The sequence below is a fragment of the Micromonospora sp. NPDC048843 genome, from assembly GCF_040649965.1.
In the GTDB taxonomy this organism is placed as follows: Bacteria; Actinomycetota; Actinomycetes; order Mycobacteriales; family Micromonosporaceae; genus Micromonospora; species Micromonospora hortensis.
On record NZ_JBEZGJ010000334.1, the window covers coordinates 1 to 3,336 of the forward strand.

The 3,336-nt window shown below is 74.5% G+C and carries 4 protein-coding genes; 2 read left to right on the forward strand and 2 right to left on the reverse strand.

Annotated elements, in window-relative coordinates:
• Nucleotides 1–52: 52 nt before the first annotated feature.
• Entirely contained in the window at nucleotides 53–1,120 is a 1,068-nt protein-coding gene (locus tag AB0C20_RS35685; protein ID WP_357569670.1) for a MerR family transcriptional regulator, read from the reverse strand.
• A gap of 118 nt (nucleotides 1,121–1,238) precedes the next feature.
• Here AB0C20_RS35685 and AB0C20_RS35690 point away from each other — a divergent pair, with 118 nt between their 5' ends.
• Entirely contained in the window at nucleotides 1,239–1,895 is a 657-nt protein-coding gene (locus AB0C20_RS35690) for an NAD(P)-binding oxidoreductase (protein ID WP_357187563.1), read from the forward strand.
• A 28-nt stretch (nucleotides 1,896–1,923) separates the two neighbouring features.
• On the forward strand, nucleotides 1,924–2,202 hold the full coding sequence (locus AB0C20_RS35695; protein WP_112587027.1) for a DUF1905 domain-containing protein: 279 nt from the start codon (nucleotides 1,924–1,926) through the stop codon (nucleotides 2,200–2,202).
• 25 nt (nucleotides 2,203–2,227) lie between these two features.
• Here the strand turns inward: AB0C20_RS35695 and AB0C20_RS35700 are convergent, their stop codons facing one another.
• Entirely contained in the window at nucleotides 2,228–3,187 is a 960-nt protein-coding gene (locus AB0C20_RS35700) for a class I SAM-dependent methyltransferase (protein WP_357187560.1), read from the reverse strand.
• Between the last annotated feature and the right edge of the window lie 149 nt (nucleotides 3,188–3,336).

A 3,336-nucleotide genomic window follows, 5' to 3' on the forward strand; every position in this document is an offset into this window, starting at 1 on the left:
GGGAGCGCGGCGCCGGGTGGGCGACCCCACCCGGCGCGGGCGACGTCGGCGGCTACACCGCGACGACGTCGGCGACGACGCAGGCGATGTTGTCCGGTGCCCCCTCGGCCCGCGCCAGATCGATCAGCGCCCGCACCGTGTCCTCGGGATCGTCCGTCGCGGCCAACGCCGACCCCAGATCGGCCCGCTCGACGACAGCGGACAACCCGTCGGAGCACAACAGGTACCGGTCACCCGGCAACGCGCTCCGCAGCGCCAGATCCGCCTCGACCTGCCGGCCGCCACCGAGGGCACGCACCAACACCGCGCGCTGCGGATGCGCCGCGGCCTGGTCCCGGTCGAGCCGGCCCTGATCAACCTGGGCCTGCACCCAGGTGTGATCCTGCGTGAGCAGCGACAGCTGACCGCCGCGCAGCAGGTAGGCCCGGGTGTCGCCGACGTGCACCAGCGCCAGGCGGGAACCGCTGAGCAGCAGCGCGGTCAGCGTGGTGACCGGCTGGTCGGTGTCGGTGGCCAACCCGTGCACGGCGCGGTCGGCGTCACTCACCGCGCCGGCCAGCATCGTCAGCAGGTCGGCGGCCGGCACATCGGTGAACGCCAACGGCTTCAGGGCGTCGACGGCGGCGGCGCTGGCGGCCGCGCCGCCGGGCCCCCGCATACCGTCGGCCACGGCGAGCAACCGCTCGCCGGCGTACGCGGTGTCCTCGTTGCTGTCGCGCACCAGGCCGGTGTCACAACCGGCGGCGCAGCGGACGGCAACTGTGGGATTCGGGTCGGACATGGTGGCGCCCCCTTCGGAGAGGTGGTCCACGAGGAGGGTGGCGAGCCGGGCGCGGGCCGCGGTGTCGGCGCTGACCTGCCGCCAGTACGCGGTGACCGCCTCAGCCGCCGCCGCCGGCTCCAGAGCACACACGGCCCGGATCGTCGCCAGCGGCATACCGAGCCGACGCAACTGGGCGACCAGCCGAGCCACCGGCAGCTGAGCCGGGTCGTAGAGCCGGTAACCGGACTCCGGATCGACAGCGGCCGGCACCAACAGCCCCACCTGGTCGTACAGGCGCAACGCCTTCGGCGTCAGCCTCGCCGCCCGGGCGAACGCCCCGATGGTCATCAGCCCCACGTCGACATCCTCCTCGCACCGGTCACGGCGACCGGCACCCACCAGGCTGAGGGTTACCCAAAGGTCAAGGTCAAGCCGGTGACGCCGCCCGCACCCGCGGCGCCGGTAGGTTGGGCGCATGCGCGTCGTCATCGCCGGAGGCCACGGCAAGATCGCCCTACTGTTGCAACGTCACCTCGTCGGGCGCGGCGACACCGCCGTCGGCCTCATCCGCAACCCCGAGCAGACCGCGACGCTGCGCGCCGCCGGCGCCACCCCCGTCGTCTGCGACCTGGAACACACCCCGCTCGACCAGGTGGCCGAGCACCTGCACGGCGCCGACGCTGTGGTCTTCGCCGCCGGCGCCGGCCCCGGCAGCGGCGCCGCCCGCAAGGACACCGTCGACCGGGCCGCCGCCGCGCTGCTCGCCGACGCCGCCACCCGCGCCGGCGTCCACCGCTACCTGCTCGTCTCCTCCATGGGCGTGGACACCCCACCCGCCCCCGGCACCGACGACGTGTGGGCGGCATACCTGCGCGCCAAACGCGCCGCCGAGGACGACCTGCGCGGCCGCGACCTGGCCTGGACGGTGCTGCGACCCGGCCGGCTCACCGACGACCCACCCACCGGGCGGGTCACCCTCACCCCCCACGCCGGCGGTGGCGCGATCAGCCGCACCGACGTCGCCCACGTCCTCACCGCGCTGCTCGACGAACCACGCACCACCGGCGCGACACTCGAGCTCGTCGACGGGCCCACCCCGATCGCCGAGGCCATCCGCGCCGCCGCCAGCTGACCGACCCGCCGCGCCGAGGAGAGAACCCATGGACCCGCAACCACTGGACTACCGCTTCACCGCGCCCATCGAGAAAGACGGCGCGTTCGCCACCTACGTGACAGTGCCCGACTCCGCGGACCTGCTCGGCACCCGACGCGCCGTCAAGGTCACCGGCACCATCGACGGGCACCCGTTCAACGCCACCCTCATGCCCTCCGGCGCCGGCCCCCACTGGCTGCCCATCCGCGCCGCCCTGTGCAAGACCATCGGTAAGAGCGCCGCCGGCACCGAGGTCACCTTCCACCTCGAACAACGGCTCAGCTGACCACCCGCCCCGCCGACGGTCGCCCTCAGCCGCCCTGGCGGTGCGCGGCGACCAACACCGGCCCACCGGGGACTGTCGGAAAACGCCGAACCTCACCCAGCCCGGCCCCCGCCAGCACCTCCGCCATCCGGTCGGCGTCGAACGCGTTGCCGCCGTTGCGCACGGCGTTCCACCGGTCGACGGCCGCCCGCAACGGGTCCCCCGCCGGCGGATTGGTGCCGGCCACCAACCACCCACCGGGTCGCAGCGCCTGCACCAGCCGGGGCAACGCGAGCGCCAACGTCTGCTGGGGAAGAAACGGCGCCGGCACCCAGACCAGGTCGTACCCTCCCGGCTCGGCCACCTCCGCGACGTCCTGCCGGCGCACACTGATCCGATCCGCGACATCGCGCGCCTCGGCCAACTCCCCGCGGGCCAGGTCCAACGCCCGTTGCAGCACGTCGATACCCACCACCGACACCCGGGGCAACGCGCGGGCCAGGGCGACAGCCAACGCCGCCACACCGGTGCCCACGTCCAACACCCGGGCGTCCGCCGAGTCCAAACGCTCCGCCAGCCCCGCCAACTCGGGCACCACCCGGGTCGCCAACGCCCGGCCGGTCGCCGCCGACGCCCGGCCCTGATGCAGCAACACCTCGTCGTCCACCTGCGCCCAGCCGGCCCCACCCCCGCCGGAAGGCTCCTGCGCCGCCGCGGCGACCGCCTGCCGCAGCGAACTCAACCGCGCCTGCACCGCGCTGCGCCCGGTCGGCCCGTCGGCAGGCACCAGCGACGGGTGCGCGACCGGCGCACCGCCGTCCCAGCACAGCAGACCGGCGGCCTCCAGCACCGCGCTGCGATGCGGCGACGCCGCGAGGACCTCGGCGAGCGGGGCCGACAGGGCGTCACTCATGGTGCCGACCGCGGCCGCCAGCGCCCACGCCGACGCCTCCAACGCGGCCAGCGGGTCCGCTGACCCACCGGCTGGGGACGGTGCTACCGACACGACGGCGCCTCTCCCAGGGACGGGCCACGGGTCAACCCCGCCTGACCCCTCCGACTATGCCACCGCCGGTGCCATAGTAAAAGTAGAAGCGCGCAGCGATCACGCCGTCGAGTATGCCCACGTCGTTGCCGGGTGCGCAAGCATTCCGC